This window comes from Herpetosiphon sp. (genome assembly GCF_003512625.1).
GTDB classification, from domain to species: domain Bacteria; phylum Chloroflexota; class Chloroflexia; order Chloroflexales; family Herpetosiphonaceae; genus Herpetosiphon; species Herpetosiphon aurantiacus.
The window spans coordinates 374,325-379,227 of record NZ_DOPT01000059.1; the positions used below are offsets into that span (position 1 = coordinate 374,325).

The window sequence follows — 4,903 nt, forward strand, 5'->3', positions numbered from 1 at the left end:
CCCTCTCCCACTGCGGCGGGCGAGGGGCTTTTGCGCAGTTTAGGTTTACTGGCTCTCGCCTCGCTTGGCGGAAGCGCGGGTTGAGTGGCGAGGGGTTGCTTAAACGATTTCGCCCCACAAGTCGTAATCGGTGGTTTTGTTGATGGCAATCTTGGCAAATTGGCCAACGTCGGCAGCGCCATAGCCAAAGACCAAGCCATCAACTTCGGGGGCATCGCGATACGAACGCCCAACCACAATCGCCCGACCATCATCATCAGTGCCAGTGCCTTCGACCAATACCTTCATGGTTTGGCCGACAAACCGCGCAGTGCGAGCACGCGAAATCACTTGTTGCACCGCCATGGCTTCGTTCCAACGCCGCTCTTTGACTCGCTCAGCGACTTGATCGGGCAATTCGCCAGCAACTGTGCCTGGCTCCAATGAATAGCGGAACATGCCAACGCGATCAAATTGCATTTCTTCGAGGAATTCGAGTAAAGCTTTGAATTCATCGCGGGTTTCGCCAGGATAGCCCACAATAAACGTTGTGCGTAACGACAAATCGGGCATGGCTTGGCGCAACGAATTGACAATTGCTTTGGTTTTGTCGGTGTCGGGTGGGCGGCGCATGCGGCGCAAGGTATCAGGGTGGGCATGCTGCAATGGCATATCGACATAATGACACAATTGTGGCAGCCGCGCCATGGTTTCGACCAAATCAGGCGTAACCGATTGAGGATACGCGTACATCAGCCGAATCCAGCGGTCGGCTGGTACAACTGCGGCTAACTCTTCGAGCAAAACCCCCAGGCCATTTTGTTTCATGCCCAAATCGCGGCCATAATCGGTGAGGTGCTGGGCAACCAGAATAATTTCTTGCACCCCAGCCTCGACCAACTCACGCGCTTCACCTAAAATCGAGCCAACCGCTTTTGAGCGCATATCGCCTTTGAACGAAGGAATCGTACAGAAGGCACAGCGCAAATTACAGCCATCGGAAATTTTGAGATAGGCCGAGGGGCCGCGTTTGTTGCGGGTAATCGCGGTTGTGCGCCAATCGCCATAGGCTCCGAGGCTATCGCCAGTTGCGGCAGGCGTGAGGCTAAGATTAAGCCCTGTGCTGGGCATTGCACTTGGTGCGCCGCCCATCAAGGGAATCCCAAAGCCTGTGGTTTTGCTAGGCGCAACGCCGCCAGCCACAACTGAACCGATGCGCATCCATTCTTTGGTGCTGAGGGTGGCATCAAGCTTAGGCACACGTGAACGTAAGACATCGCCATGGCTTTCGGCCATACAGCCAGCCGCAATTAATTTCTGGCCTGGCGCTTTGTTGTTGGCCAGCTCTTGCAACACGCCCACGGTTTCTTCGCGGGCAGCGTTGATAAACGAACAGGTATTGACGATCACCACGTCAGCGCCATCGCTGCTATCGACGGCGGTGTGGCCTTCGCGCGTCAGAATGCCATGCATGCCTTCGCTATCGACGGTATTTTTCGGACAGCCTAAAGTAATGATATGAAACTTCATGTGTTGTATAAACTCGATGAGGCAAGCCTCGTTGATTAAACATTAAGATCGATGTGTCTATTGTACCAGCAAGTTTCAGCTTCGGCTGTAATTGAACTCCAAAGAAAGTGAGGCTTCATGAACGAAATTCAATTGCGGCGATTAAATTGGCCGCATGATCGGGCAGCGATTGGCTTGCTCGACACCAGTTTTAGCACTACAACGATCTATCAATTACACCAAACAGAGTTAACTATGCACTTAGCGTTGGTCGATTTGGCTAGCCCGTTTGAAAAACATTACGATTTGAGCGAGGATTATGCGCGTTTGCCGCAGCACGATTGGGTCTTGGTGGCCGAAGATCAATCTCAGGTGGTGGGTTTGGCGGCAGTCGAATATCAACAATGGAATCGGCGGGCAGTGCTCGAACATTGTTATGTGGATCGGCATTATCGTGGGCGGGGCTTGGGCCGACAATTGCTCACGGCAGCGATCGCGGCGGCGCGGCAATTATCGGCGCGTTGTTTGTGGCTCGAAACTCAAACGACTAATCCAGCCGCAATTGAATTTTATCGCACAGTCGGCTTCCGTTGGTGTGGCAGCGATTGGCAATTGTATGATCCTTTCGCGCTTGACCCACGCGAGATCGCCCTCTTTTTTAGTTACGACCTCACCTAGCTTGGGTCATCGGGGCAAAGTTTAACCTGTTGGCTGGTATAAATTAGTGGCCGCATTGGGCCATGGCCTGGGTAGAGCCACTCCACGCCACGTTCGCGCAAGGCCTGAAAACTGTTTTCGACCAAGGCTTGGCTCTCAGCATCGGCGGCGTAAGGTTGTAAATCGCCAGTAAAAGCAATACCCTGATCGAGCACCAAACTAATGCTATCGGCTGAGTGACCTGGCGTGTGGATGATCTCGCCAGCGATGGCGATTGAAGCCAACCATTCGCGGCTTTGTGCAAGGCTGATGATGGTGGTATGTTCGGGCGTAATCGGCTGATAGTTTACCTCGGGCTTGATTAAACTTTTGAGCAAGGGAATGGCTGGTTGTTGTTCTTCCGCCACAATCAACTGAATGCCCTTGGATTTAAGTTCTTGCACCAAGCCAGCGTGATCGGGGTGATAATGGGTGATCAGCATGGAATGAATTTGAGCTAAATCCACGTCATGTCGTTTGAGCGTGGCCAGCAATTTGCCCCAAGTACCTGGCCAGCCAGCATCGACCAGCAAAAAACCATAAGTCGAGCCAACCAGGTAATAATTGGTTGAATCGTAGCCAACATTCAGAATTCCAAATGGCATTGGTTTGCCTCCATCACAATGAATTGAGGGTAGATTAACCGAATTAGTTGGCTGATTGGCTCCACCATAAGGCTTATTTTGCTTCAGCCCTTGGGATAAGGCTTGGGTTTAGAACAACGGACGAGTGCCGCCATGGCCGGGATACAACAAGGTTACGCCGCGTTTTTGCAGTTCTTGCCAACTTTGTTCGATCAAGGCTGGATTTTCGTCGCTATTCGCGTAAGGGTGTAAATCGCCAATGAAAGCGATCCCATTATCCAAAATCAAACTAACACTATCATCAGAATGACCAGGTGTTAGAATAATTTCGCCAGCAATGCCAATTGACGCGAGCCACTGCCGCGTATCTTCAATCCGCAGCACAATTGTTTGATCGAAGGTAATTTCTTGGTAGTGGTATTGAGGTTTGATGTAGGTTTTTAAGATGGGAATGGCGAAACGTTGTTGTTCGATGACCACTAATTGCACGCCTTGGGCTTTTAGTTCTTGGACGAGGCCAGCATGATCGGGATGATAATGGGTAACAAGTAGGTAGCGAATTGTCGTAAAAGCGATAGCTTGACGGTTTAGTTGGGCCATTAATTTAGCCAAACTACCAGGCCAACCAACATCGAGCATTAAAAAACCTTCAGTAGCCCCAATTAGGTAATAATTGGTTTCGTCGTAGCCAACGTTGATGATTGTCGGTGTCATAGTAGAATGTCCTCTCTAAAAGGTTACTCACCACACTCGCGGCCTTATAGTAACCTATCTTATTTAGCTGTAATACAGCCTTGGGTCTGAGTACAACGGTAACTAAACCATAACCATGGGTCGTATGAATATTCCTTGCCAGAGCCAACCTGATAGTGCTAGGATAGCCATAATTAATCGGGCTTGATTTCATGCAGATATAGATATTAAGGAGTTGTGCCATGGCCATTCGCAAAGTTGCAATTTTAACCAGTGGTGGCGATGCCCCAGGCTTAAACGGTGTTATTCGGGCTTTTGTAAAATCGGCAGTTTTAGAGCATGGCTGGGAAGTGGTGGGGATTGAAGATGGTTTTGAGGGTTTGGTTGGTACGCCGCGCCTGCGGCCTTTAGGATTGAAAGAAGTGCGTGGGTTGCTCGGTCGCGGCGGCACGATTTTGGGCAGCACCAACAAAGGTAATTTTGGTTGGCACAAAAATGCCGATGGCGAGCTGGTGCGCAACGATGCATCCTACCAAGAATTTGTGGCCAATGCCAAAGCTGAAGGTATCGATGCAGTCGTGGTCTTAGGCGGCGAAGGTAGTCAATCGATCGCCCACGATTTGGGGAGCTTTGGTTTGCCAGTGGTTGGCGTGCCCAAAACGATCGATAACGATTTGGTGGGTACAGACCAAACCTTCGGTTTTGATACAGCGATTGGGGTTGCTACCGATGCGCTTGATCGCTTGCACACCACCGCCGAAAGCCATGATCGGGTGATGGTGCTCGAAGTCATGGGTCGCCATGCGGGCTGGATTGCCTTGCACGCTGGCTTGGCTGGCGGGGTTGATGCCATCCTGATTCCTGAAATTCCCTTCGATTTACGCGCTCTGGCCCACAAAATTGGCGAACGTGATGCATTTGGTTCATCGTTTAGCATCATTATCGTGGCTGAGGGCGCAATGCCAGCCGGCGGCGAGGCAATTTACCAACGCGAAGGCTTGCTCGGCGGGATTGGCTATTACGTTGCCAATCAATTGGCTGAATTAACTGGCAAAGATACCCGGGCAGTCGTGTTGGGGCATATTCAACGTGGTGGCTCACCTACGCCGATCGATCGAATTTTGGCTTCACGCTATGGAGTTGGCGCAGTTTGGGCGATCTCTCAAGGGCGCTTTGGCCAACTAGTGGCAATCCAAAACGATCAATTGATTACCGTGCCATTGCTTGAATGTGCCAACAAAATTAAGCCTGTGCCAGTTGATGGCCAAATGGTACGAACTGGCCGTTCGTTGGGCATTGTGTTTGGCGATGAAGAACAACGAATTAATCAATAGGTTTAACGTTATGCATTTTCAATCCATACATAACTGCTTTTATGGTTCGCCACCCTTCCGTCCCTCCGCCGGAGGGAAACGCAGGGTGTTTTCATCCCCCTGCACCCC

At 50.9% G+C, this 4,903-nt stretch carries 5 protein-coding genes; 2 read left to right on the plus strand and 3 right to left on the minus strand.

The window, feature by feature from the left end; genetic code table 11:
* Positions 1-99 precede the first annotated feature (99 nt).
* Positions 100-1,509, minus strand: a complete 1,410-nt coding sequence (rimO, locus tag DEF47_RS14125) for a 30S ribosomal protein S12 methylthiotransferase RimO (protein ID WP_012192019.1) — start codon at positions 1,507-1,509, stop codon at positions 100-102.
* A gap of 117 nt (positions 1,510-1,626) precedes the next feature.
* Between rimO and DEF47_RS14130 the strand changes: the two genes are divergently transcribed.
* Positions 1,627-2,166, plus strand: a complete 540-nt coding sequence (locus DEF47_RS14130) for a GNAT family N-acetyltransferase (protein ID WP_012192020.1) — start codon at positions 1,627-1,629, stop codon at positions 2,164-2,166.
* Here the strand turns inward: DEF47_RS14130 and DEF47_RS14135 are convergent.
* Positions 2,163-2,789, minus strand: a complete 627-nt coding sequence (locus tag DEF47_RS14135; RefSeq protein WP_012192021.1) for an MBL fold metallo-hydrolase — start codon at positions 2,787-2,789, stop codon at positions 2,163-2,165. The two genes, DEF47_RS14130 and DEF47_RS14135, sit on opposite strands and share 4 nt — an antisense overlap.
* A 108-nt stretch (positions 2,790-2,897) precedes the next feature.
* Positions 2,898-3,482: an MBL fold metallo-hydrolase gene (locus DEF47_RS14140; RefSeq protein WP_012192022.1), complete on the minus strand. Its 585-nt coding sequence runs from the start codon at positions 3,480-3,482 to the stop codon at positions 2,898-2,900.
* A 221-nt stretch (positions 3,483-3,703) separates the two neighbouring features.
* On the opposite strand from DEF47_RS14140, the gene DEF47_RS14145 reads away from it, so the two are divergent.
* Positions 3,704-4,795 (plus strand): 6-phosphofructokinase, encoded by a 1,092-nt coding sequence (locus DEF47_RS14145; protein ID WP_012192023.1) that lies wholly within the window; start codon positions 3,704-3,706, stop codon positions 4,793-4,795.
* Positions 4,796-4,903: the final 108 nt, after the last annotated feature.

Coding starts and splice junctions, on each gene's coding strand:
- DEF47_RS14145 (WP_012192023.1), top strand. CDS start 3,704: ATGGCCATTCGCAAAGTTGCAATTTTAACCAGTGGTGGCGATGCCCCA.
- DEF47_RS14140 (WP_012192022.1), bottom strand. CDS start 3,482: ATGACACCGACAATCATCAACGTTGGCTACGACGAAACCAATTATTAC.
- DEF47_RS14130 (WP_012192020.1), top strand. CDS start 1,627: ATGAACGAAATTCAATTGCGGCGATTAAATTGGCCGCATGATCGGGCA.
- rimO (WP_012192019.1), bottom strand. CDS start 1,509: ATGAAGTTTCATATCATTACTTTAGGCTGTCCGAAAAATACCGTCGAT.
- DEF47_RS14135 (WP_012192021.1), bottom strand. CDS start 2,789: ATGCCATTTGGAATTCTGAATGTTGGCTACGATTCAACCAATTATTAC.